The sequence below is a fragment of the Rhizobium skierniewicense Ch11 genome, from assembly GCF_023757665.1.
In the GTDB taxonomy this organism is placed as follows: Bacteria; Pseudomonadota; Alphaproteobacteria; order Rhizobiales; family Rhizobiaceae; genus Agrobacterium; species Agrobacterium skierniewicense.
On record NZ_RXPG01000029.1, the window covers coordinates 89,998 to 112,868 of the forward strand.

General features: G+C 57.8%; 21 protein-coding genes and 1 tRNA gene. 18 read left to right on the plus strand and 4 right to left on the minus strand.

Features of this window, described 5'->3' with window-relative positions; translation table 11 throughout:
* Positions 1–9: 9 nt before the first annotated feature.
* A complete protein-coding gene (locus EKM04_RS18835) occupies positions 10–1,068 on the minus strand; it encodes a helix-turn-helix domain-containing protein (protein WP_183896659.1) in 1,059 nt (352 codons plus the stop codon).
* 144 nt (positions 1,069–1,212) lie between these two features.
* Between EKM04_RS18835 and EKM04_RS18840 the strand changes: the two genes are divergently transcribed.
* The 3 genes from EKM04_RS18840 to EKM04_RS18850 all read left to right on the plus strand — a co-directional run bounded on the left by EKM04_RS18840 (position 1,213) and on the right by EKM04_RS18850 (position 6,294).
* Positions 1,213–2,277: an alpha/beta hydrolase family protein gene (locus tag EKM04_RS18840; protein WP_183896660.1), complete on the plus strand. Its 1,065-nt coding sequence runs from the start codon at positions 1,213–1,215 to the stop codon at positions 2,275–2,277.
* A 193-nt stretch (positions 2,278–2,470) separates the two neighbouring features.
* On the plus strand, positions 2,471–4,975 hold the full coding sequence (locus EKM04_RS18845) for a methyl-accepting chemotaxis protein (protein ID WP_183896661.1): 2,505 nt from the start codon (positions 2,471–2,473) through the stop codon (positions 4,973–4,975).
* Between the two features lie 224 nt (positions 4,976–5,199).
* Positions 5,200–6,294, plus strand: a complete 1,095-nt coding sequence (locus EKM04_RS18850) for a glycoside hydrolase family 25 protein (RefSeq protein ID WP_183896662.1) — start codon at positions 5,200–5,202, stop codon at positions 6,292–6,294.
* Here the strand turns inward: EKM04_RS18850 and EKM04_RS18855 are convergent.
* Complete coding sequence (locus EKM04_RS18855; protein ID WP_183896663.1) at positions 6,291–7,169, minus strand: DMT family transporter; 879 nt, start codon at positions 7,167–7,169, stop codon at positions 6,291–6,293. The two genes, EKM04_RS18850 and EKM04_RS18855, sit on opposite strands and share 4 nt — an antisense overlap.
* A gap of 104 nt (positions 7,170–7,273) precedes the next feature.
* Between EKM04_RS18855 and EKM04_RS18860 the strand changes: the two genes are divergently transcribed.
* The gene (locus tag EKM04_RS18860; RefSeq protein ID WP_210290113.1) at positions 7,274–8,692 is read left to right on the plus strand and encodes an aminotransferase-like domain-containing protein; all 1,419 of its coding nucleotides are present in this window, start codon (positions 7,274–7,276) and stop codon (positions 8,690–8,692) included.
* Between the two features lie 83 nt (positions 8,693–8,775).
* Positions 8,776–9,051: a hypothetical protein gene (locus EKM04_RS18865; RefSeq protein WP_183896664.1), complete on the plus strand. Its 276-nt coding sequence runs from the start codon at positions 8,776–8,778 to the stop codon at positions 9,049–9,051.
* 112 nt (positions 9,052–9,163) lie between these two features.
* Here the strand turns inward: EKM04_RS18865 and lepA are convergent, their stop codons facing one another.
* Positions 9,164–11,002, minus strand: a complete 1,839-nt coding sequence (gene lepA / locus EKM04_RS18870) for a translation elongation factor 4 (protein ID WP_174151946.1) — start codon at positions 11,000–11,002, stop codon at positions 9,164–9,166.
* A gap of 154 nt (positions 11,003–11,156) precedes the next feature.
* On the opposite strand from lepA, the gene EKM04_RS18875 reads away from it, so the two are divergent.
* The 4 genes from EKM04_RS18875 to EKM04_RS18890 all read left to right on the plus strand — a co-directional run bounded on the left by EKM04_RS18875 (position 11,157) and on the right by EKM04_RS18890 (position 12,924).
* Complete coding sequence (locus tag EKM04_RS18875; RefSeq protein WP_183896665.1) at positions 11,157–11,729, plus strand: helix-turn-helix domain-containing protein; 573 nt, start codon at positions 11,157–11,159, stop codon at positions 11,727–11,729.
* A gap of 18 nt (positions 11,730–11,747) precedes the next feature.
* Positions 11,748–12,266, plus strand: a complete 519-nt coding sequence (locus tag EKM04_RS18880; RefSeq protein ID WP_183896666.1) for a GNAT family N-acetyltransferase — start codon at positions 11,748–11,750, stop codon at positions 12,264–12,266.
* 96 nt (positions 12,267–12,362) lie between these two features.
* Positions 12,363–12,674, plus strand: coding sequence for an Rdx family protein (locus tag EKM04_RS18885; RefSeq protein WP_183896667.1), 312 nt, complete (start codon positions 12,363–12,365; stop codon positions 12,672–12,674).
* A 163-nt stretch (positions 12,675–12,837) separates the two neighbouring features.
* Positions 12,838–12,924 (plus strand) — tRNA-Leu (locus tag EKM04_RS18890).
* Positions 12,925–13,074: 150 nt separating this feature from the next.
* On the opposite strand, the gene EKM04_RS18895 is transcribed toward EKM04_RS18890, so the two are convergent.
* Positions 13,075–13,416: a pilus assembly protein N-terminal domain-containing protein gene (locus EKM04_RS18895; protein WP_234900158.1), complete on the minus strand. Its 342-nt coding sequence runs from the start codon at positions 13,414–13,416 to the stop codon at positions 13,075–13,077.
* Between the two features lie 495 nt (positions 13,417–13,911).
* On the opposite strand from EKM04_RS18895, the gene EKM04_RS18900 reads away from it, so the two are divergent.
* The 9 genes from EKM04_RS18900 to EKM04_RS18940 all read left to right on the plus strand — a co-directional run bounded on the left by EKM04_RS18900 (position 13,912) and on the right by EKM04_RS18940 (position 22,822).
* A complete protein-coding gene (locus EKM04_RS18900; protein WP_183896668.1) occupies positions 13,912–14,088 on the plus strand; it encodes a Flp family type IVb pilin in 177 nt (58 codons plus the stop codon).
* A gap of 113 nt (positions 14,089–14,201) precedes the next feature.
* Positions 14,202–14,714: an A24 family peptidase gene (locus tag EKM04_RS18905; RefSeq protein ID WP_183896669.1), complete on the plus strand. Its 513-nt coding sequence runs from the start codon at positions 14,202–14,204 to the stop codon at positions 14,712–14,714.
* A gap of 129 nt (positions 14,715–14,843) precedes the next feature.
* The gene (cpaB, locus tag EKM04_RS18910; protein ID WP_183896670.1) at positions 14,844–15,653 is read left to right on the plus strand and encodes a Flp pilus assembly protein CpaB; all 810 of its coding nucleotides are present in this window, start codon (positions 14,844–14,846) and stop codon (positions 15,651–15,653) included.
* Positions 15,650–17,242: a type II and III secretion system protein family protein gene (locus tag EKM04_RS18915; protein ID WP_183896671.1), complete on the plus strand. Its 1,593-nt coding sequence runs from the start codon at positions 15,650–15,652 to the stop codon at positions 17,240–17,242. The genes cpaB and EKM04_RS18915 overlap by 4 nt, the downstream gene beginning before the upstream one ends.
* A complete protein-coding gene (locus tag EKM04_RS18920) occupies positions 17,239–17,937 on the plus strand; it encodes a CpaD family pilus assembly protein (protein ID WP_412762977.1) in 699 nt (232 codons plus the stop codon). The genes EKM04_RS18915 and EKM04_RS18920 overlap by 4 nt, the downstream gene beginning before the upstream one ends.
* Before the next feature lie 37 nt (positions 17,938–17,974).
* The gene (locus tag EKM04_RS18925) at positions 17,975–19,264 is read left to right on the plus strand and encodes a CpaE/TadZ family protein (protein WP_183896672.1); all 1,290 of its coding nucleotides are present in this window, start codon (positions 17,975–17,977) and stop codon (positions 19,262–19,264) included.
* 39 nt (positions 19,265–19,303) lie between these two features.
* Complete coding sequence (locus EKM04_RS18930) at positions 19,304–20,770, plus strand: TadA family conjugal transfer-associated ATPase (protein WP_183896673.1); 1,467 nt, start codon at positions 19,304–19,306, stop codon at positions 20,768–20,770.
* A gap of 48 nt (positions 20,771–20,818) precedes the next feature.
* Positions 20,819–21,823 carry a type II secretion system F family protein gene (locus EKM04_RS18935; protein ID WP_183896674.1) on the plus strand — a complete coding sequence of 335 codons (1,005 nt, stop codon included), beginning with the start codon at positions 20,819–20,821 and terminating at the stop codon, positions 21,821–21,823.
* 12 nt (positions 21,824–21,835) lie between these two features.
* Positions 21,836–22,822 (plus strand): type II secretion system F family protein, encoded by a 987-nt coding sequence (locus EKM04_RS18940; RefSeq protein ID WP_174151862.1) that lies wholly within the window; start codon positions 21,836–21,838, stop codon positions 22,820–22,822.
* Positions 22,823–22,871: the final 49 nt, after the last annotated feature.

Below are 22,871 nucleotides of genomic sequence, written 5' to 3' on the forward strand. Positions count from 1 at the left end.
GCCACGTGGTTATTCCGCGTGGCCTTTGTTGTTGGCTGACACCAGTTTCCAGACCTGACGTTCGCGCCAGGCAAGGGGACTCATGCCGGTGATGCGGCGAAATTCGCGGTTGAAATTGGACTTGGTCTGGAAACCGCTTTCCAGCATGATGGCTGTGACTGATTGCTCGGTCTCTTCCAGCAGGCGGCAGGCATCTGCAACCCTCAACTGATTGATATATTGCGAGACATTGCCACCCGTGGCACGGTTGATGGCCTGGGAAATCTGGCGGCTGGGCAGAGCCAGCTTGCGGGCAAGACGGGACAGGTTGAGGTTCTCGTCGCGGTAAACCTTCTGCCCCACCATCAATGCCCCAAGCCGCACCATGATGTCATGATCCTCGGCCGTAGGGCTGGATGGCTCTGGCTCCAGCTGTACGCCGCTTGACGATACCTCCGGTTTGCTATCACCCGCGACCCATGCGGTAAGGCCAATGAGAAGCAGACCCAGCAAGTTGCCATTGCTGATGATGACGCCCGCATTTTCTCCGCGCGCCCAATGAAAATCCAGCACAACGAGAATATCGAAAGCCGCCGAAAGGCACAGTGCGGCGGCGGCGAGATAAAGCGCGCGATGGACCGGTACAACGCTTGCGAATTGCGCCTCCTCCAGCCCGTCCGGGCCACGGCTGCCGAGCAGCACGATGGCGATGGCGTAGCCCACAAACAGCGCAATCAGCGTGGCGTCGATGGCCACGGGATAGACGACCAAAAGCGCTGCGATCACCAAGGGCGGCACGACGACGCTCGTAATCGTCGCCGCGCTTTCCAGACGCCAGCCGTGCATCAGGCTGCGAAAACTGGCAAAGGCCAGCGGTGGCAAAAGCGAGGCCATGATCGGCAGGGCAAATCGCAGCCATTCGATCTGATACCCCCAGCGCAGACCCACGAGCGCGGATTGCACGGCACTGAGCGCAATCAGCGCCAGAAACGGGCGGTTGGCTTTACCTGTCCCATCTCCATGGAGGATCGAGACCAGCATCAGGAACAGCAGAAGTGAAACGACAATGGGTAAAGGAATGAAAAGCACGTGGGCTGACCCATAACTTGAACCGACAATGGCTCCTACATGGACTGAATCGTGTTCGCGGACGACCTCAAACGTGTTTCAGGGCGTGAAAAAAATAATGCGGGACGAAACCGGCATCGTTGCTCCAACCCATGAGGCCTTTCGATGCGAACCATTCTCTCCGCTATCTTCCTTTCCACCATCGCCATGACGCCCGCGTTTGCAGGTGGCGATGTCGGCACCCGCGACATTTCCATCCACTCGCCCGCGCGCGGCAAGGACCTTGCCGTGACCCTCTGGTATCCTACCGATGAACAGGGTGAGCGTGTCGATGTCGGCGAAAACAGGATTTTTATGGGCGCTCCCGCACTCAAGAACGCTACGCCTCAATCCGGCCAACGACCCCTGGTGCTCCTGTCGCATGGCTCCGGCTCTCGCGGCATCGGCATGGCCTGGATCGCCACTGCACTGGCGCAAGCGGGTTTCATCGTTGCAGCACCCGATCATCCGGGAACGACCAGTGGCGATTCCGCCCCTGAAGATACGCCGAAAATCTGGGAGCGTACGGATGACATCTCCACCGTCATCACGTCCTTGACCCATAATGCTCAATGGTTGTCTTCCATCGATCCAGATCGCATCGGAGTGTTGGGCTTTTCCCTGGGCGGCAGCACGGCGTTGGAACTGGCAGGCGCGCGGGCCGATCTCGACGCCTATGTGAAATACTGCATCGATTACGCGCAATCCATGGATTGCACATGGTTCACTGGCGGGCGTGGTTATAGAAATGGAGAGCGTATCCAAGTGCCCCCGTTTGATTTGCGCAGCGTCGATAAAGCGCGCTTTGAACAGTCCAACCACGATGTGCGCATCCACACCGCAGTGCTGGTCGATCCCGGCCTTGAGGTTGCCTTCACAAAAGACAGCTTGAAAGATATCCAGATACCGCTGTCCTTTATCAATTTGGGCAGTGTCGGCAAAATTCCCGTCTCTGTCCTGTCCGATCAACTCGCCAGAGAGGTGCAGGACGGGACATATGTGCAGATCGACGATGCGGACCACTTCAGCTTTTTGCCGGTGTGCAAGCCGGGTGCGGCAGAGCTTCTGAAATCGGTTGGAGAGATTGACCCGATTTGCACACCCACTGGCCGCGACCGGGACGACATCCACGCGCAACTGGCAACGCTGATCGTCAGTGCATTTCGCACAACACTGAAAGCCGACAACTGACCAAAGCCAACGGTTACAACCACACTTTAGCAGGACGCCGGATGATTGCGCCGGCGTTCATGATATCAAGCTCATCTATCGCCAAGCCCTTCGGTCTTAACATTTTTTTCAAACCTCGGTTGCACAAGTTGAAACACGACGATCCCACGAGAAACGGGGACGTCAGTTCAGAAGCGGGCTTTGGGGAAAGTTAATGATCATCGATAATTTGCTGGCGCGGTTTAAGATACAAACCAAGGTCATTGTGTTCATCGCGCCATTCGTTGCCAGTATTCTGGCTGTCGGTTTGTCGGGACTATACGCATCGAACCTGCTTCAAAGCCGCATGGATGTTTCCAACACGATCCTGCAATCCTTGACCGGATTCAAGGAAGTCTATGGCGGCATGACATCGTTTCTCAGCAATACTAATGATGATACACGGGCGGCGCTGCACCGCCAGCTTTCAGAGCAGGCCAATTTTCTGCGTGCAACCGAAGACGGCAATTCTCCGGAAATAAAAGAAGCCATCGAGCGCACAGCAACCATCGACAAGCAGGTCGATGAGCTCTGGACCAGCCACAATCAGGAACAGACCCTGCGCGCCGGAATGAGCGCCGATCTCGTAACCATCACCCGCGAGCTGAACGGTCTTCTGGCCAACGCCACAAACATCAGAAGTACGCTGCAAACAGATGAGGCGAAAGCCAAGCTGCTGTTGCGCGAAGCCGACAAGCTGAACCGCGGCGCTACCATCATCGCAACCGTCGTCACCGACTTCAACAAGGTCACGGCGCCTGACGAAAAGACCGCAGTCGTAAAAGCTGCCATCGGCACACTGGAAAGTACCGTCAAGGAACTTGTCGCCATCGCCAATGTCGATCAGAAGATGATTGTCGACCAGCTTGCCGATGGCGTGACGCAGATCCGCGCGCAGTTGGACATCGGTGTGGTCAATGACGCCACCGTCGGGGCCATAGACCGCGTCGTGAACCTGATGCGCCCAGCGACCATTCGCCTACAGGGATTTGCCTCCGTGAAATCACGGCAGGCAACCGAAGTGTTCGGCAAGCTCGACCAGCCTATCGAACAGGCAACGGCCTTCCTTGCGACCGCCCGACAGATTGGCGACGACGCCAGAAATCTCGAACTTGAAATGGTGCGATATGTGGCCGCACCTAGCAAGGCGGCGCTCGAGACCTTCCGCGATGCTGCCTTTCGCCTGAATGTTTCCACCGGCGAAATGACTGGTGACACCAAGATGTCTGACGCTACACGCAACAGCGCCAAGGCCATCGATGGTCTGGCCACCAAGCTGGATGGTTCCGCGACCGCGCTTCTTGCCATTTCCCAGCAGCGCAAGGTTGCGTTTGGCATGGCGGAAGACGAAATTCGCAACGTTTGGGCAAGCCTCACGTCGTTTGCAGAAAAGCAGCGCACCGCCGCCGATACCGAGCGCAGCAAGGCCAATGATATCTCTCTGTCCGCCATGGTCATCGGTGTGCTCGTCGCGATTTTCGCCGGTATTGGTCTGGTCATGACCTTCAAGGGACCGATCCTCGGTATCGTCAGCGCCATGAAACGTCTGGCAAAGGGAGAGATCGACATTCCGCTGGATGGAAAGAACCGTTACGACGAAATCGGCGATATGGCGCGTGCGCTTGAAGTCTTCAAGGAAAATGCCGAAGAGCGCACCCGTCTTGAAGCCTCCACGCGGGAACAGCGCGCCTCCGCCGAAGCGGCCCGCCAGTTGAACGATGCCGAACGAAAAGAACTGGATCGCCAGATCCAGTTTGCTGTTGCCGCTTTGGCCGACGGTCTCAAGCGACTGTCCGCAGGCGACATTTCCACCACCATCGACACCCCTTTCAGTGATCGTCTCGAGCAGTTGCGCGTCGATTTCAACCAGTCCATGCTGCGATTGCGCGAAACCATGGGCGGCATATTGGAAAATGTCGGCGCCATCAGGGGCAACGCCCGGCAAATGTCGGAATCTGCCGTCGATCTTGCGCGTCGCACGGAACGTCAGGCTGCCTCGCTGGAGGAAACGGCGGCAGCCGTGGATGAGGTCAATTCCAATATGCGTAACGCCGTGGACCGTGCCCGTGAAGCCAACACCATTGTCGACAAGACCCGCCGCAACACCGATGATTCTCTCGTCATCGTCGGCAATGCGATATCGGCCATGGAGCGGATCGAGAATGCATCGAAGACCATCGGCAACATTACCGAGGTCATCGATTCCATTTCGTTCCAGACGAATTTGCTGGCTCTGAATGCCGGCGTCGAAGCCGCACGCGCCGGTGAGGCGGGCAAGGGCTTTGCCGTCGTTGCCCATGAAGTTCGCGAGCTGGCGCAAAGATCGGCCGCAGCTGCCAGGGAAATCCGTCAGCTGATTGCCGTTTCAAACCAGGAGGTTGCCGCAGGTTCCAGCCTCGTGACCCAGACCGGCGAAGCGCTGGCACAGATCGGCACGCAGATTTCCGATGTCAGCGACCATGTCCGGCAGATCACGCAGGCCACGCAGGACCAATCGGTTGCCATGCAGCAGATCAACAGCTCCGTGGGTGAAGTGGATCTGCTGACACAGCAGAATGCGGCGATGGTGGAAGAGACAAGTGCAGCCAGCGAACAGCTGAACGAAGAGACGGATCAGTTGCTCGGTCTGCTGGAGCAGTTCCGCCTTGACAGCACGCGAGATCACCGGCGCGCTGCCTGACGCCAGAACGGAAATCCAGAACGTAAGCGCGGGCGGTTTCGTCCGCGCTTTTTGCTGTCACCCTCAACGTCGTCTCACGCAAACGTCATCTCGTCTTTCTCGTGATTTTCCCATCGTAAAGGTTGGATTCAGCCTTTTTTGATAATTTGTCGTTAGTCATCTTTTTTCACGGTTCCAGGGTGGTGCATCTCGTGCTTTCCCGTCTGTTTTGCGTACGGATTCTCATGTATCGATCGACAGTGCCAGCCATTCTTCTAGCCTGCCTATCCCTTGCGGGATGTACGTCCAGTTCCGGGCCGGAAAGCCTGATGGCGGGAATTCCTTCCAAGGAAACGACGAGTTCGGTCACGCCTTCGGCACCGGTGCCGCAGGCCAGTGTCGGCCAGACGCGCGCGCCACTTCGGGCCGAACCTGCCCAGAAGGTGTTGGCCTGGGGCGGACCGGTTCCGCAGGAACCCAAAGCTTTTGCCGCTCTCGATCAAGAGGCTGCGCCGCGCCGTGTCGTGCCTCAGATCGACACATCCATGTCGCCACAAGCTGGTGTCGGACTTCCAGACGAGGCGTCGGTGCAGATGGCCATGGCTGCCGCACCCGCCATCAATGCCGGCCCAGCCGTACGTTCCCGCATCTTCCGGTCCAACTTCAGCGATGCCAAGCCGATCAATTTCGGCAAGATTACGCCACGGCATTTCGCCGTGCATGGCGTCGATGTGTCTCGCTGGCAGGGCAATATCGATTGGGAGAGGCTGAGATCACGCGGTGCGAACTTTGCCTTCATCAAGGCGACCGATGGCGGCGACCATCTGGACCCGATGTTCAAGACCAACTGGAACCGCTCCAAGGCCGCAGGACTACGCAGGGGCGCCTACCACTTCTTCTACTGGTGCCGTCCCGCAAGCCAGCAGGCGGACTGGTTCATTCGCAACGTCCCGCGCGATCCGGATGCGCTGCCGCCCGTCATCGACGTGGAATATAATGGCGAATCCAGCTGCAAGATGCGCCTGCCACGCGCCAAGGTTCTGGAAAAAATGCAGGTCTTCATGGACATGCTGGAACGCCATTACGGCCAACGCCCGATCATCTACACGGCACCGGATTTCTACAAGGACCACCTGTCGGGCGAATTCCTGAACTATCCCTTCTGGCTGCGCGCTGTCGCCCAGCATCCCTCCAAGGTCTATCCCGATCGCAAATGGATGTTCTGGCAATATTCCGGCTCCGGCCTGTCCCATGGCGTGGAGGGCAAAATCGACCTCAACGTCTTCAGCGGCAACGAGGAAAGCTGGCTTCGCTGGACATCGCGCCGTGGCAAGGGCTAATCAGGCTGCGGCTTCGTCGCGGATTTTTTCGCGCCGGCGACACAGGCCACGACGCCAACGGTTGTCAGCAGCATCGGGATGCTGACAATTTCGCCCAGCAAGCTTGCTGCCAGCACAAGGCCCATGAAGGGCTGGAGCAATTGCAACTGGCCAACGGCTGCGATGCCGCCCAGCGCCAGTCCGCGATACCAGAAGATAAAGCCGATCAACATGCTGAACAGCGACACGTAGACAAGCCCTCCCCATGCGGCAACTCCAATCGTGCTCCACGTTGCTGGCAGGGTGAAGAGCGCGAGCGGCAGCATGATGGGCAGCGACAAAACCAGCGCCCACGAAATGACCTGCCAACCGCCAAGCCTGCGAGACAAGGTGGCACCCTCCGCATAGCCAATGCCGCAAAGCGCGATGGCCGCCAACATTAGGAGATCGCCGGCCAGCGATGCCGACCCGCCCTGTGTCATCGCGAAGCCCGCGACCAGTGCACTTCCCGCACATGAGTACAGCCAGAAGGTCAAAGGCAGGCGCTCACCTCCTCGCACAACGGCACATATGGCCGTGGCCAATGGCAGCAGGCCGATGAAGACGACAGAATGGGCTGAGGTGATGTGCTGCAACGCCATGGCTGTCAGCAACGGGAAGCCGACGACGACACCCAGCGAAACGATGGCCAGGGACAGCATGTCGGGCCGCGCGGGACGCTTCTGTCGAAAAACCATGAGAAGCGCTCCGCCGAGCAGTCCTGCAATACTGGCTCGCGCCAAGGTCAGAAATACGGGGTCGAACCCCAAGACCGCCAAGCGCGTTGCAGGCAAAGAGCCACTGAAAATCACCACGCCCAAAAATCCGCTCCACCAACCACTCGACTTCCGGTCCATTTGAATACTCCGTTGCCATAAAGGTATGGGCGGGAACGGATGGTACTGATAGCGACAGTACGATACAGTTTGTAAAAACTGTTATGGCAACATGAGCGATACAGATGAGTTCAACGGCACCTGAACCTGGTGATCGCGCGCCGCGCATCACTAGCGTGATGATGGAAATCAGGCAGCGAATTTCTTCACGCAGCCTTGCGGCGGGGGCAAAACTCCCATCCGTGCGTGCGTTTGCAAAGATAATGCAGGTTTCAACCTCAACCGTCGTTGAAGCCTATGAACGACTGATTGCAGAGGGTGTCCTTCAATCTCGGCCCGGATCGGGATTCTATGTCGTCGCTGCTTTGGCTCCACTGTCTCTAGCCGAGATCGGCCCCAAGCTCGACCGCGCGGTTGATCCCTTCTGGGTCTCGCGCCTTGCGCTCGATGGTCAGGACGGCATGATCAAGCCCGGTTGTGGCTGGATGCCGCCTTCATGGATGCCGGAAGAGGCAATGCGCCGAGCCATGCGCACCGTGGCACGCGCAGATCCACACCTGTTGACCGACTACGGCACACCGCTCGGACTTCTATCCTTGAGGAAACTGCTGGCACGGCGACTGTCGGAAAACGGCGTACATGCTGCACCGGAACACATCATGCTGACCGATAGCGGCACGCATGCCATAGATCTGCTTTGCCGTTTCCTGCTGGAGCCAGGGGAGACGGTCCTGGTCGATGACCCCTGCTATTTCAACTTCCACGCTCTCCTGCGCGCCCATAGGGTCAAGGTCATCGGCGTGCCGTACACGCCGTCCGGACCTGATGTGGCGGCGTTTGAACAGGTGCTGAACGAATATCAGCCGCGCCTCTACATAACCAATTCTGCGATCCATAATCCAACCGGCGCGGTTCTTTCACCGGTCACAGCGCATCGGGTGCTGATGTTGGCGGAAAGAGCCGGACTGACGATCATTGAAGACGATATTTTTGCGGATTTCGAAGACCATAGAGCACCGCGACTTGCGGCCTTCGATGGGCTGAACCGTGTCGTGCAGATCGGCAGTTTTTCCAAGACACTCTCTTCGTCCGTTCGCTGCGGCTACATCGCCGCGCCACAAAGGTGGATAGAGCCTTTGACAGACCTCAAGATCGCCACGAGTTTTTCCGGCAACCAGCTTTGCGAGGCACTGGTCCTGGCCGCGCTGAAGGATGGCGGCTACAGGCGTCACATGGAAGCGGTGAAAGTCAGACTGTCGCGAACAAGGATGGAAACGGCAGCACGGCTTCGCACGCTTGACATCAAGCCATGGATCGAGCCGCAGGCGGGTCTGTTTTTGTGGTGCAGCCTGCCTGACGGTGTCGATGCGGCAGCTGTCGCTCGAGTTGCCCTCTCGAAAGATGTTGTCCTCGCCCCAGGCAATATCTTCAGTCAGTCGAAAAGCGCGTCATCACACATGCGGTTCAATATCTCACAATGCGACGACCCAAAATTCACAGAGGTTTTGCAGGAAGCAATCGATATCGCGCGCGCGACATCATAGAGCTACCAGTTTTCACCCCTTATAGATCTCCGGAACCAATCACGCAAAATTGTATTTTATCTGATAGGAAGAGGAGAAACACCATGACATTCGATCCAAACCTGCCCCGTGACCCCAATCTTCGTCCAGACCGTCCAGAGCTTCGTACAACACCCGCAGCAGCCCGCAAATCGGCTAGCTGGGCGCCGTGGGTAGCGGTTATCGTCGTTCTCTTGGTCGGCGGTTTCATCTGGATGCAGATGAGTACCCCGTCAACCACTGACGCAACGACGTCAACGCCAGCGCCCATGACGCCCGCCGCGCCAAGCAACACGGCTCCCGCTTCGCCGAACACCGGCGGTACGCAGACACAGCCATAGGACTGATATATTCGTCAGACATAGACCGCTTGCCTCCGGGCATGAGGCTTACCTGCCGGAAAGAGCTGGTGAAAAATCGCAAAACAAAGGGCGCCGCGGCGCCCTTTTTATATCAATCGTCGCTCATTTTCAGCGCTGCGATAAAGGCTTCCTGCGGGATGTCCACCTTGCCAAACTGACGCATGCGCTTCTTGCCTTCCTTCTGCTTGTCCAGAAGTTTGCGCTTGCGGGTGGCGTCGCCGCCGTAGCATTTGGCCGTGACGTCCTTGCGCATGGCCGAGATCGTTTCGCGGGCGATGACGTTGCCGCCGATGGCCGCCTGAATCGGAATCTTGAACATATGGCGCGGGATAAGGTCTTTCAGCTTCTCGCACATGTCGCGGCCGCGTTTTTCGGCTGCGGTGCGGTGGACCAGCATGGAAAGCGCATCGACCGGCTCGCCATTGACCATGATCGACATCTTCACAAGATTGCCTTCGCGGTAACCGTCCAGATGGTAGTCGAAGGACGCGTAGCCCTTGGAGATGGATTTCAGGCGATCGTAGAAATCGAAAACGACTTCGTTGAGCGGCAGCTCGTAGGTGAGCATGGCGCGCTTGCCGACGTAAGTGAGTTCAGTCTGTATGCCACGGCGATCCTGACAAAGTTTTAGGATGCCGCCGAGATAATCATCCGGCGTCAGGATCGTTGCCTTGATCCAAGGTTCGCGGATTTCAGAGATGCGCACAACATCCGGCATATCCGCCGGGTTGTGCAGCTCGCGCTCAGACCCATCAGTCATCGTCAGCTGATAGACGACCGAAGGGGCCGTCGCGATCAGATCAAGATCGAATTCGCGTTCCAGACGCTCCTGGATGATTTCCAAATGCAGCAGACCGAGGAAGCCGCAGCGGAAACCAAAACCGAGAGCGGCGGACGATTCCATTTCGAAGGAAAAGGACGCATCGTTGAGGCGAAGCTTGCCCATGGCAGCGCGCAGATCTTCGAAATCCGCCGCATCAACCGGGAAGAGACCGCAGAACACCACCGGCTGAGCCGGTTTGAAGCCCGGCAGCGCCTGGGCGGTCGGTTTCTTGTCTTCGGTGATGGTGTCGCCAACGCGGGTGTCCGCCACTTCCTTGATCGAGCCGGTGATGAAACCGATTTCGCCGGGGCCGAGGCTATCGACAGCCACCATCTTTGGCGTCAGAACGCCAACGCGCTCCACCTGATATTTCGCGTCCGTACCCATCATGCGGATGGTCTGACCCTTGGTCAGCACGCCATCGAGCACACGCACCAGAACCATGACACCGAGATAGGTATCGTACCAGCTATCCACGAGCAGCGCTTTCAGCGGACCCTTTTCACCAAGCTCGCTTTTCGGCGGTGGCAATTGGTGGACGATGGCTTCCAGAACGTCGGGGATGCCAAGGCCGGTCTTGGCCGAAATCAGCACGGCCTGAGACGCATCGATGCCGATAACTTCCTCGATCTGTTCGCGAATGCGGTCGGGCTCTGCGGCTGGCAGGTCGATCTTGTTCAGGACCGTCACGATCTCATGGTCGTTGTCGATGGCCTGATAGACATTGGCCAGCGTCTGCGCTTCCACGCCCTGGGACGCATCCACCACCAGGAGCGAGCCTTCGCAGGCCGACAGCGAGCGCGAGACTTCGTAGGCGAAGTCCACATGGCCAGGAGTATCGATGAGGTTCAGCACATAGATTTCGCCGTTGTTCGCCTTGTAATGCAGGCGCACGGTCTGTGCCTTGATGGTAATGCCGCGTTCCCGCTCGATATCCATATTGTCGAGCACCTGCTCGGACATATCGCGCTCGGCAAGGCCACCTGTCGACTGGATCAACCGGTCGGCCAGCGTGGATTTGCCATGGTCGATATGGGCGACGATGGAGAAGTTGCGGATATGGTCAAGCGGGGTGCGGGTCGAATGTGTGCTCATGCCCCGCGCTATAGCAGGGGCCTTTGCGCTGGAAAAGCGGGAATTTGGTTAAAAGCCTTTTAAATCGGGCTTTTTCCAACCTGCAAAGCGTGATGGATGGTGACGGCACTGGATATCTCGATATCTGGTCATTGACTCCACCATAAGAGAATTATAATATCACATAATGGAAAACGATAACTTTGAACGTTCACTCGCAGACCGCATCAGACAGCTGCGCTTGAAAGCCAACCTGACACTCGACCAACTGGCAAACGCATCCGGCGTCAGCCGCGCCATGATCTCCCGGATCGAGCGTGGCGAGGCCAGCCCCACCGCAGCGCTTCTGGCCCGGATCTGCGCGGCATTCGGGCTTTCGCTGTCGGGTTTCTTCGCGAAGAATGAAGACGCCGTGTCGCCGCTGATCAAAAGGCAGGACCAACCGATATGGCAGGACCCGGATACGGGCTACACACGGCGCGCCATCTCCCCTCCCCGCGTCGGCTCGGATGTCGATATCGTCGAGGTGAATTTTCCCGCGCGCGCACAAGTCAGCTTTCCGCCGCATGCGGCCAGCCATGGCATGACGCAATATGTCTGGTTGCTGGAGGGCACGCTCGAAATGACCACGGGCGATGGAGTGCACCGGATGTCTCAGGGGGACTGCCTGTTCATGCCCGTTGGCGAAGGCCACACATTCCATAACCCGTCTGACACCCCCGCCCGCTACGCCGTGGTGCTGGACCAGCGTAAACGCTGATATTTCAGGAGATTTTGAATGACGATCATCCGCACATTAACCGGTGGCGAGACACTGGCCGCACTGCCAGACCTTTGCGACATCCTGGCCGATTGCGTCAATGGCGGTGCCTCTGTCGGCTTCATGCTGCCTTTCGAACCCGCCGATGCGATGGCCTATTGGCAAAGCGTGGCAGAGGCCGTGGATCATGGCGACACGATCCACGGCGTGGCACAGATGGATGGAAAGACAGTCGGCACTGTTCAGATCGGACTTGCCTCCAAACCCAACCAGCCCCACCGGGGTGATCTGATGAAGCTTCTGGTGCACCGTTCGGCACGCGGACTTGGCCTTTCGCGCCGGCTGATGACACATGTGGAGGCAGAGGCCGCAAGTCGCGGAAGAACGCTTCTCGTTCTGGATACGGCAACCGGCAGCGACGCAGAGACGATCTACCCTCGGTTTGGCTGGGAACGCGTAGGCGTCATCCCGGACTATGCGCTTTTCCCCGACGGGGCTTTTTGTGGCACTACTTTGTTTTACAAGCGGATCGCGTAGCGCCTCATGTCTCGACCAACGAAAAGGGCAAGCGACCGCCCCTTGCAAAGCCGCGCCGACTGAAGAATGATCCCGCGCAGGACGAATGAGGGCACCATGGCAGACGCACCCCCCAAACCGCGCATTTCCATTGTCTATTGCACGCAGTGTAACTGGCTTTTGCGCTCCTCCTGGATGGCGCAGGAGCTTCTGCAGACCTTCGCCGACGGTCTCGGCGAAGTCGCGCTCGTGCCAGCGACCGGTGGGCGTTTTGAAATCCTGGTGGACGGCAACGTCATCTGGGAGCGCAAACGCGATGGCGGTTTTCCCGGCGTAAAAGACCTCAAGCAGCGCGTTCGAGATGTGATAGACCCTACCCGTGACCTCGGCCACCTCGACAGGCCGAAAAACGAAGGACTGGACACCTGATTCTCGATGAACATCTAAGGCAATCACCCGCCTTGCAGAACAGGCATTGGTCTGGCCCATTGGTCTGCCGCATCGATTTTTTCGCTGAAAAATCAATGATCGTCACAAAACTTCAAAATCTTTGTTGACACCAGAGGGCTGCCCCCGTACATGGCTCCTCGTCGCCCAGATGGCGGAATTGGTAGACGCGCCAGCTTCAGGTGCTGGTACTCGAAAGGGTGTGGAGGTTCGAGTCCTCTTCTGGGCACCATTCCATTTTTGATCTTAGCCAGATCAGACACTTAGCTAAAAAAATCGCACAAAAAACAGCGCCTTCGGGCGTTTTTTGCGTTGATGCGCGCTTGGCTTGATGGGGCTTCGTCGCAGCAGATATCATCCACTCGGAATATGCTGGTTACGATTACTGGCCGCTACCAGTCGAGCCCTCATTGGGGGAATGCTCTTCGCAATTGGGTGTGCAGGACAGAACCGTGCGGGCGGTCTGGCGGAAGACGCGGACGGTGTTGCCTTCATCGATGGACACGAGCACGCGTTGATCAACGATGGCGTTTCCGTCGCTATCCAAAAGAACCAGATTGGTCGTGCCGAAGCTTCGTCCGGTGAGGACGATGGTTGTCGCATCCGCAACCGTCGCATCTGCGACCTTGGAATTGCCGATGATGACCTTGCTGACCGGCCGATCCAGTTTCAGGACACGGGCGTGGTTCATGGAAACGCGCAACATGTCGTCCTCGCTGGACATCGCCGTGGCCGGTATCGCGGCAAGCACGACAAGCGCAACAGCAATTCTGGCCACGAAAACGGATGACATGGATATGGGCAGCCCTTGTTGACGCATCACGCGGTCTCTAATCCCGGACATCATGCGCTGGATTGGTGAATCAACCGTTAAACACAAATCCCACAATGAGACGCAGCAATGCAGGCACCACCAATATAGATTTTATGTGATAACAATGCATCATAATGACACGGGACTTGCATCATCCCGGGAAATATTACTGCAAGCAAAACATCTCGAAACCCTTGAGAATAAGCATGTCTCCCGTTCTGTAAAAATCGATATTTTACTTTGATATATTGTTTACTACACCAAATTACATGGGCTGTTTACGACTTCTTAAGGAAATTTTTTAAGCGATTGGAAAGTGACCGTCTGTAATTTGGCGTCAACCGAACAACGGCAAACAGTTGGCGGCGTGCTGATCAACAATCGACGAGTCTCAGGAGACAAACCATGACAAACATTTTCGCTCGCTTCATGAAAGACGAGTCCGGCGCGACCGCCATCGAATACGGCCTGATCGCAGCTCTGATTTCCGTTGCCATCATCACTGGCGCGACAACAGTCGGTACTCAGTTGACTGTTCTATTCAACAATATTGGAACCGAGTTGACGACTGCCAACCAGTAGTTGATCAGACCGTAAATACCAGACTCACAATGTCGCCCTTTTTTTACTAGGGCGGCATTTTGCTTTAAATTTTAAAGAGTCCGATACTTATCGGTTAGTACTGGAGGTGATTTATGATAGCCGCATCAATATTCCTTATCCTCCCGATATGTCTTGCTTTGGCTGCACTAACCGACCTTTTTACAATGACGATACCGAATCGGATTTCCTTGATCCTTTTCTGCTCCTTCGTCATAGTTTCGCCGTTCACGGACTTGGGTTGGCAAGGCATCAGCATGAGCCTGCTGGCTGGGCTTGCAGTATTCGCCGCATGCTTCGCACTTTTTGCGCTGAACGTGATGGGCGGAGGCGACGCCAAACTTTTGACGGCATCTACCGTCTGGTTTGGCTTTGACCAAGCGTTGGCACTCTATATGGTAGCCGTTGCCGTTTTCGGTGGCATACTGACTATAGGAATTCTATTCATCCGCTCCCGTCACCAACAGATTATGGCTACCGGCCTTCCGGTTCCAGACTCGCTTCTCGTCGCTGACAAAGTTCCTTACGGCATTGCGATTGCTGCGGCGGGCTTGCTCACTTATCCAGAGGCACCCATCGTGCAATTTGCCATGCAGGCTATGATGTGAGGCGAATAGACAGCGATATTGCACCGTTTATTTCTCATTAACCACAAGCCAACACATTTTATTAACCATAATTACACCAATGGCGGGCCATGGTCAGAGATAAGATTCTGACTCCTTCAAGGCCCGAGCATGAAACCGTCGCGCGTCGTCATTCTTTCCGTAGCTGTTGTTGCTGCCGGTCTTGCAGGGTTGCTGGCCATGCAGCTCGGTGGTCCGCAGCAGGTTGTCGAGCAGGCCGAAGCGATCATCCAGAAAGAGCCGACCGTCAATATTCTGGTCTCCTCCATCAATCTGCCCGTCGGGAGCCGGCTGAGTGCGGATTCCGTGCGCTGGGCACCATGGCCGCAAGGCAGCATCAACGACAATTACCTGACCGAGAGCAAACGGCCTGACGCCATTGCCGAGTTGACCGGTTCGATCGTGCGCCTGCCACTGTTCGAAGGTGAGCCGCTGCGCCCGGAAAAAGTTGTCGATTCCGGCACGAGCATCATGTCTTCGTTGCTGCCTGCGGGCAAACGCGCCGTCGCCACGGAGATTTCGGTCGCTACGGGTGCAGGCGGGTTCGTGCTGCCCAATGACCGTGTCGACGTCATCATGGTCCGCAAGGGCGATGGCGGGGCCTTCTTGACCGAGAATGTTCTCAACAATGTCCGGGTTCTGGCCATCGACCAGCAGATCAAGGAAGGCGAAAACGGCACCACATCAGTCGTCGGTGCCACCGCCACGCTGGAACTGACGCCCGAACAGGCCAAGATCATGACGGTCGCCCAACAGATGGCGGACCGGCTGACATTGTCGCTTCGATCCGTCGCCGATGCCCAGGAAAGCGAAACCCCATCAGCCGATTACCTCTTGAGCGGCGGTTCGGGAAAACCGGCCATCCAGATTATCAAATCCGGCTCGATCGTGCGGGACGGACAGGGAGGGTCGTCACAATGACCAGATATCGCGCATTTTCCCGCCTTGTACAGTCCATGCGCTCGTCCGTTGCCGGCGGCCTGGCGTTCTGCATTGCGTTCTCCGGCTTTCCCGGTCTGCATGCCCCGCTCGGTCTTTCGACATCTGAGGCGCTCGCCCAAAGCGCCAGCATCGTGCGGATCAGCGAAAGCGGACAGGGCGTTCGCAAACGGCTGAAACTTGGCTTGAACAAGGCGCTCGTCATCGATCTGCCGCAGGATGCGCACGACATTCTCGTCGCCGACCCCAGCATGGCGGATGCGGTCACGCGCAGCTCGCGCCGGATCTATCTGTTCGGCAAGTCGGTGGGACAAACCAACATCTTCATCTTCGGGGATCAGGGCCAGGAAATCGTCAGCCTCGACCTTGAGGTCGAACGCGACATTTCAGGCCTCCAGGCCAATTTGCGCCGCTTCATTCCCGAATCGGACATTCGCGTCGAGATCGTCTCGGATAATATCGTGCTGTCGGGCAGCGTGCGCACGCCACAGGATTCGGCCCGCGCCGTGCAATTGGCATCCGCCTTTCTCAAGGGTGGCGAGGCCACCACGCGCAACATTACCGAGACCAGCCAGAGCAACGGTGATGGCGCAGTCGCGATTTTTGCCGAAGACCGTCAGCAATCCTCCATCGTCAACATGCTGACCATCGAGGGTGAAGATCAGGTCACGCTCAAGGTCACGGTTGCGGAGGTCAGCCGTCAGGTGTTGAAGCAACTGGGCTTCAACGGCTCGATCAGCGGTTCAGGCAGTGATCTGGGCGGGCGCATCGCGTTCTCCAATCCCTCCAATCTCGGCAACGCCATTGGTCTCGCCGCTACGGGCAATGTCGCGGGCACCATCGGCAAGCTGACGCTGGGCAGCTATTTCAATGCCATGGAGCAGGCTGGCGTCATGCGCACGCTGGCTGAACCGAGCCTCACCGCAATTTCCGGCGAGCAGGCCAAGTTCTATGTCGGCGGCGAATTCCGCCTACCCGCGGAACAGGAGGTGGCCATCGATGACGCCACCGGCCGCCCGACAGTCACGCGCTCCACCGATACGGTGGATTACGGCATCGAGTTGAATTTCCGCCCTGTGGTGCTGTCGCCCGGACGGATCAGCCTGAAAATCGAAACCAACGTATCCGAGCCTACCTTCGAAGGCAGCGCTGCGACGGGCAATGGCAGCAGCGTTTCGGTTCCCGGCAGCACCTATCTGTCGATCCGCAAGCGCGAGGCTTCCACCAGCGTGGAACTGCCCTCGGGTGGCTCCATCGTCATCGCCGGTCTGGTTCAGGACAATGTGCGTCAGGCCATGTCCGGCATACCGGGTGTTTCCAAGGTGCCCGTTCTGGGCACGTTGTTTCGCAGCAAGGACTTCATTCGCAACGAAACCGAACTCGTCATCATCGCCACGCCTTACCTCGTGCGTCCGGTATCGCGCAACGAGATCGCGCGGCCCGACGACAACTTCAACCCGGAAAATGATGCCGCCATGTATTTCATGAACCGGGTGAACAAGGTCTACGGCAACCGGCAAGAGGCACACACACAGCCCTATCAGGGCTCGGTAGGATTTATCTACAAATGACACAGATGGATCAGATGAAACCGCTCGCACATGCGCGCTCGCTCCGCCGGGCAGGCCTGGTATTGGCGCTGTTGACCACGGCAGCGCTTGCGCAGGGATGTGCACGCGACCCGATGTCGACCGGCGCCATTCCCGACGATTATCGCACCCGCCACCCGATTACGCTCTCGGAAGCGCAGCATTCCCTCGATATTCCAGTCTCGGCCGGAGACAACCGCCTGACGGTGGGCATGGCAGACACCATCAAGGGGTTTGCCCAGAGCTATACCGCGACATCTTCCGGCGTCGTCCAGATTCAGGTGCCGACAGGATCTGCGAATTCCGCCGCAGCGTCCATCCTCAAGCGCCAGATCCGTTCCGTGCTCACGTCGTCCGGCATAGCGTCAAGCAAGATCGTGGAAACCCATTATGGCGCGGCCCCCACGGGTGATGCCGCTCCCATTCGCTTGAGCTTCATCGCGATGACCGCCATGACCGGACAGTGCGGCCAATGGCCGGAAGACCTATCCGACAACACCTATTCCAACAAGAACTGGTACAATTTCGGCTGCGCGTCTCAAAACAACCTCGCCGCACAAATCGCAAACCCGATGGACCTCGTCGGTCCGCGCGGCATGAGCCCGATCGATGCGGAGCGCCGCTCCGCTGTCATCGGCAATTATCGTGCAGGCAAGAACACGGCAACAACGGAATGACGTTCAGCACAGGCCGTTTGCGGCAACAGGATAAACCATGAGCTCGGTTGATTACGACATTCAACGCGGACCTTCGCAGGAACCCTACGCGGACGAGCCTGTGCGGACGAGCGATCTCGACGCGCTTCGGCCCCTGCCGCGCATCTCCGTGCACGCTTTTTGCGAAAGCGACGGTTTGCAGCGGGTGATCGAGCGCCTTTCGGGCGACCGGCGCATGAACAAGGTCAGCCTGCGGGTGACCAATGGTGAGGTCGAAGCCGCTGCAACCATGTTTGCGGCAAGTCCAACGCCCAACCTGATCATTCTTGAAACAGCGCGCGAGCCATCGACCCTTCTCAATGATCTCGCGCCGCTTGCCGAGGTCTGCGATCCGACCACACGCGTCATCATCATCGGTCGCCACAACGACATTTCGCTTTATCGCGATCTGATCCGCAATGGCATTTCGGAATACCTCGTCGCACCGGTGACCATGCCGGATCTGCTGGCATCGATCTCGGCCATTTTCGTGGATCCCGAATCCGAGCCACTTGGCCGTAACATCGCTTTCATCGGGGCAAAGGGCGGCGTCGGTTCGTCCACGATCGCCCACAATTGCGCCTTCGGCATTTCGACGTTGTTTTCGACAGAGACCATTCTGGCCGATCTCGACCTGCCCTTCGGAACCGCCAATATCGATTTCGATCAGGACCCTGCGCAGGGCATTGCAGAAGCCGTCTATGCACCGGAACGTCTGGACGAGGTTTTTCTGGATCGCCTGCTGACCAAATGCTCCGAGCATCTGTCATTGCTGGCCGCCCCCTCCCTGCTCGACCGGCCCTATGATTTCGAACGTCTGGCCTTTCAGCCACTTTTGGAACTGCTGCAACGCAGCTCTCCCGTTGCCGTTCTGGACGTCCCGCATATCTGGTCTGACTGGACGCAGACTGTGCTGGCCGAGGCCGACAAGGTCGTGATCACGGCGGTGCCGGATCTTGCCAATCTTCGCAACACCAAAAACCTGCTGGATGCCCTGAAAAGGCTGAGACCAAACGACAAGGTCCCGCATCTGGTGCTCAATCAGGTCGGCATGCTCAAACGCCCGGAAATCGCGCCTGCCGATTTCTTCGAGCCCCTGGAGATCGAACCGATTGCCATCATTCCGTTCGATGTGCAGCTGTTTGGCAATGCGGCCAATAGCGGGCGCATGATCAGCGAGATCGACGCGAAATCGCCGATTGCCGAAACCATCTCGCAGATATCCCACATCGTGACGGGCCGGTCTTCAGCACGCAAGGCAAAGCGAGCCGGACTGGGCAAATTCATGGACCTCATAAAGCGCAAGTGATGCACGCCACCGCGTGCAGCAGGCGACCGGAAGACAGATATGTTCGGAAAACGTGGCAACGAAGGCTCCCCCAGGAGCGCACAGATCGGGCAGGTGGCGTCTCCCCCTGCCTCGTCTTCTGTTGCGTCCATGCCGCGCGCCGAACCCGCAGAGACCCTGGTGCTCGCACCACCTGCCCCGCCAACCCATGCGGCACCGCCCCAGACACGCAAGCGTGCGCGCACCGAGGAGTATTACCAGACGAAGGCGCAGGTCTTTTCCGCGCTGATCGACACCATCGATCTGTCGCAGCTGGCTAAACTCGACACCGAGAGCGCACGCGAGGAAATCCGCGATATCGTCAACGATATCATCACAATCAAGAATTTTGCGATGTCGATTTCCGAGCAGGAAGAGCTGCTGGAAGACATCTGCAACGACGTTTTGGGTTACGGTCCGCTGGAGCCGCTTCTGGCGCGCGACGACATTTCCGATATCATGGTCAATGGCTCAGGCCAGACCTTCGTCGAAGTGGGTGGAAAGACCATCGAATCCGATATCCGGTTTCGCGACAATGCCCAGCTCCTGTCCATCTGCCAGCGCATCGTCAGCCAAGTCGGTCGTCGTGTCGATGAATCCAGCCCGATTTGTGATGCCCGCCTGCCGGACGGTTCGCGTGTCAACGTCATCGCGCCGCCGCTGGCCATCGACGGCCCGGCGCTGACGATCCGCAAGTTCAAGAAGGACAAGCTGACGCTCGATCAGCTTGTACGTTTCGGTGCGATCACGCCGGAAGGCGCGGTTCTTCTCCAGATCATCGGGCGTGTACGCTGCAATGTCGTCATCTCGGGCGGAACGGGTTCAGGCAAGACGACGCTCTTGAACTGCCTGACCAGCTATATCGACAAGACCGAACGGGTCATCACCTGCGAAGATACCGCCGAACTTCAGCTTCAGCAGCCGCATGTGGTGCGGCTGGAAACACGGCCACCCAATATCGAGGGCGAAGGCGAAATCACCATGCGTGATCTCGTCAAGAACTGCCTGCGTATGCGCCCCGAACGCATCATCGTCGGTGAAGTGCGTGGACCTGAGGTCTTCGACCTGTTGCAGGCCATGAACACCGGCCATGACGGCTCCATGGGGACGATCCATGCCAACACGCCACGTGAGTGTCTGAGCCGTATGGAATCGATGATCGCCATGGGTGGTTTCAGCCTGCCTGCGAAAACGGTACGCGAAATCATCTCCTCATCGGTCGATATCGTCATTCAGGCCGCCCGTCTTCGCGATGGCTCGCGTCGGATTACGCAGATTACGGAAGTGATGGGCATGGAAGGCGATGTGATCATCACCCAGGATTTGATGCGTTTCGAGATGGACGGCGAAGACGCGGGTGGCCGGATCATCGGGCGCCATGTCTCAACGGGTATCAGCAAACCGCATTTCTGGGACCGGGCCCGATATTTCAACGAGGAGAAGCGCCTGGCGGCGGCCTTGGATGAAATGGAAAGCAAGTCCCAGTAGAAAGTGTCAAATGTCGCAACGTAAGGCCAGGTCAAGGCGGAACAGCAAATGAACATGACGGTGATGCTGCTCGTGATCCTCGTCGCCATTTCGGCAGGAGCGATAGCCTATGTCTTTCTGTTCCCGCAGATCGAGGTTGAGAAGAAGACCGCCAGCCGCGTCAGCCGCGTCAAATCCGCAGAGACCGACCACACCAAGATCAAGGCCGCAAGAGACCGCGTTCAGGAAATGAGCAAGCGGCGTAAATCGGTGCAGGATACGCTGAAAGACCTGGAAAAGAAGCAGAACGAAAAATCGAAGGACCGGAAAGATACCAGCCTTCGCGGCAGGCTGGTGCAGGCTGGTCTTTCCATCTCCGTTCAAAAATTCTATCTCATCAGCGCAGGCCTCGGGCTTGCCATTTTTCTGGTTGCGCTGCTCTATGCGGCACCGCTTTTTCTGGCGCTTGGCGGCGGCTTTGTGGGTGCGCTCGGTCTACCTCGTTGGGTGCTCGGCTTTCTGGTCAAACGTCGCCAGAACAAGTTTCTCGAGGAGTTTCCGAACGCGCTCGACGTCATGTACCGCTCCATCAAGTCAGGTCTGCCGCTTAACGATTCCATCCGGCTGATTGCATCGGACGGGCAGGAGCCGGTCAAGACGGAGTTCCAGCGGGTGGTCGAAGCGCAGCAGGTGGGCATGACGATCCCGGAGGGGATCGGCCGCATGATGCTGACGATGCCGCTACCGGAAGTGAACTTCTTCGGCACCGTCATCACCATTCAGGCCCAGGCCGGTGGCAATTTGTCCGAAGCGCTGGCCAATCTGTCGAAGGTGCTGCGTGAACGTCGCAAGATGAAGGCGAAAGTGGCTGCGCTCTCCATGGAAGCGAAGGCGTCTGCCGTCATCATCGGCGCGCTTCCCTTCATCGTAGCAACGCTCGTCTATCTGACGTCGCCAGACTACATATCGGTGCTTTTCACCGATTCCCGCGGCCATCTCATTCTGGGTGCTTCGGCGCTGTGGATGTCCATCGGTATCGTCGTCATGCGCCAGATGATCAACTTCGATTTTTGAGGCGGCAGCACCATGTCAGAGCAATTCGCATCCAGCCTCATGAACCCACATCTGATCATCGCCATTCTGGTGTCCGTGGCGGTGTTTGCGACGTTCTATACGCTGGCCATTCCCTATTTCGAAAAGGGAGATCTCAACAAACGCATGAAAGCGGTGTCCACCGAGCGCGACCAGATCAGAAGCCGCGAGCGCGAACGCATGAGCGAAGCTGCGAAGGGTGAAAAGGCGTCGTTGCGGGCCAACAACAACAAGTCGGCCCGAAAGATCGTCGAGCGCTTCAACCTGCGTGAAGCATTGGTGGACGCCAATACGGTCAACAAGCTGCGCGCTGCCGGCTATCGCTCGCAAAACGCGCTGAACACCTTTCTCGCAGCCCGCTTCCTCCTCCCCTTCGTTTTCCTGCTGCTGGCGTTTCTGTGGGTCTTCGTCATGGGAAATCTGGGCACGCGACCGTTCGGCATTCGCCTGATGGCCGTGCTGGGGTTTGGCTATCTCGGCTTTTACGCGCCCAATATCTTCATTTCCAACCAGATGTCCAAGCGACAGAAATCCATCAAGCGAGCATGGCCCGATGCGCTGGACCTGATGCTGATATGCGTCGAATCGGGTGTGTCGATGGAAGCGGCCATGCGCCGTGTGGCGGAGGAAATGGCGGACCAGTCGCCTGAGCTTGCGGAAGAAATGGTGCTGACGACGGCTGAGTTGTCTTTCCTGCAAGACCGCCGGACGGCATTGGAGAACCTCGGCATCCGCACGCAGCTGGATGGCGTGAAAAGCGTCGTTCAGGCGCTGATCCAGGCAGAGCGATACGGCACGCCCCTGGCGCAGGCCCTGCGTGTTCTGGCACAGGAAGGCCGTGACGAGCGCATGAACGAGGCTGAAAAGAAGGCCTCCGCCCTGCCGCCGAAACTGACAGTTCCGATGATCCTGTTTTTTCTGCCGGTGCTGATTGCGGTCATTCTCGGTCCCGCAGGCATCCGTATTTCCGATACGTTTTGATTTGACAGGCCCAAACGAAAAGGGCGGCCATCAAGGCCGCCTCATCTGA

Bases quoted from the DNA above. Each gene is read 5' to 3' on its own strand.
- EKM04_RS18905 (WP_183896669.1), top strand. From the start codon at position 14,202: ATGATAGCCGCATCAATATTCCTTATCCTCCCGATATGTCTTGCTTTG.
- EKM04_RS18880 (WP_183896666.1), top strand. From the start codon at position 11,748: ATGACGATCATCCGCACATTAACCGGTGGCGAGACACTGGCCGCACTG.
- EKM04_RS18845 (WP_183896661.1), top strand. From the start codon at position 2,471: ATGATCATCGATAATTTGCTGGCGCGGTTTAAGATACAAACCAAGGTC.
- cpaB (WP_183896670.1), top strand. From the start codon at position 14,844: ATGAAACCGTCGCGCGTCGTCATTCTTTCCGTAGCTGTTGTTGCTGCC.
- EKM04_RS18935 (WP_183896674.1), top strand. From the start codon at position 20,819: ATGAACATGACGGTGATGCTGCTCGTGATCCTCGTCGCCATTTCGGCA.
- EKM04_RS18850 (WP_183896662.1), top strand. From the start codon at position 5,200: ATGTATCGATCGACAGTGCCAGCCATTCTTCTAGCCTGCCTATCCCTT.
- EKM04_RS18940 (WP_174151862.1), top strand. From the start codon at position 21,836: ATGTCAGAGCAATTCGCATCCAGCCTCATGAACCCACATCTGATCATC.
- EKM04_RS18925 (WP_183896672.1), top strand. From the start codon at position 17,975: ATGAGCTCGGTTGATTACGACATTCAACGCGGACCTTCGCAGGAACCC.
- EKM04_RS18915 (WP_183896671.1), top strand. From the start codon at position 15,650: ATGACCAGATATCGCGCATTTTCCCGCCTTGTACAGTCCATGCGCTCG.
- EKM04_RS18900 (WP_183896668.1), top strand. From the start codon at position 13,912: ATGACAAACATTTTCGCTCGCTTCATGAAAGACGAGTCCGGCGCGACC.
- EKM04_RS18840 (WP_183896660.1), top strand. From the start codon at position 1,213: ATGCGAACCATTCTCTCCGCTATCTTCCTTTCCACCATCGCCATGACG.
- EKM04_RS18930 (WP_183896673.1), top strand. From the start codon at position 19,304: ATGTTCGGAAAACGTGGCAACGAAGGCTCCCCCAGGAGCGCACAGATC.
- EKM04_RS18855 (WP_183896663.1), bottom strand. From the start codon at position 7,169: ATGGACCGGAAGTCGAGTGGTTGGTGGAGCGGATTTTTGGGCGTGGTG.
- EKM04_RS18885 (WP_183896667.1), top strand. From the start codon at position 12,363: ATGGCAGACGCACCCCCCAAACCGCGCATTTCCATTGTCTATTGCACG.
- EKM04_RS18875 (WP_183896665.1), top strand. From the start codon at position 11,157: ATGGAAAACGATAACTTTGAACGTTCACTCGCAGACCGCATCAGACAG.
- EKM04_RS18895 (WP_234900158.1), bottom strand. From the start codon at position 13,416: ATGTCCAGCGAGGACGACATGTTGCGCGTTTCCATGAACCACGCCCGT.
- EKM04_RS18860 (WP_210290113.1), top strand. From the start codon at position 7,274: ATGAGTTCAACGGCACCTGAACCTGGTGATCGCGCGCCGCGCATCACT.
- EKM04_RS18865 (WP_183896664.1), top strand. From the start codon at position 8,776: ATGACATTCGATCCAAACCTGCCCCGTGACCCCAATCTTCGTCCAGAC.
- EKM04_RS18920 (WP_412762977.1), top strand. From the start codon at position 17,239: ATGACACAGATGGATCAGATGAAACCGCTCGCACATGCGCGCTCGCTC.